Source organism: Amphritea pacifica (assembly GCF_016924145.1).
Taxonomy (GTDB): domain Bacteria; phylum Pseudomonadota; class Gammaproteobacteria; order Pseudomonadales; family Balneatricaceae; genus Amphritea; species Amphritea pacifica.
Genome location: NZ_JAFFZO010000193.1, coordinates 1 through 290 on the forward strand (window position 1 = coordinate 1; position 290 = coordinate 290).

1 pseudogene is annotated in these 290 nt (G+C 53.8%); it reads left to right on the plus strand.

The features are described 5' to 3' along the window. Positions 1-33: 33 nt before the first annotated feature. Positions 34-237: pseudogene (locus JW499_RS22050) on the plus strand (phosphomethylpyrimidine synthase ThiC); the annotation flags it as partial. Positions 238-290: the final 53 nt, after the last annotated feature.

The following is a 290-nucleotide window of genomic DNA, read 5'->3' on the forward strand; positions in this document are numbered from 1 at the left end:
CCCCATTAAAAACTGGAATTATCACTGAAACCAGCGGCGGATCTGGCCAAAGGTCACCCAGGGGCGCAGATTCGTGATAACGCGATGTCTAAGGCGCGTTTCGAGTTCCGCTGGGAAGATCAGTTTAATATCGGCCTGGACCCGGACACCGCCCGGGCATTCCACGATGAAACCCTGCCGAAGGAGTCTGCTAAAGTGGCTCACTTCTGTTCTATGTGTGGTCCGAAGTTCTGCTCTGCTGGATGTTACCGACCCTGATGATTTTAGCGAGACGGAGGCTGCGAAGGTTT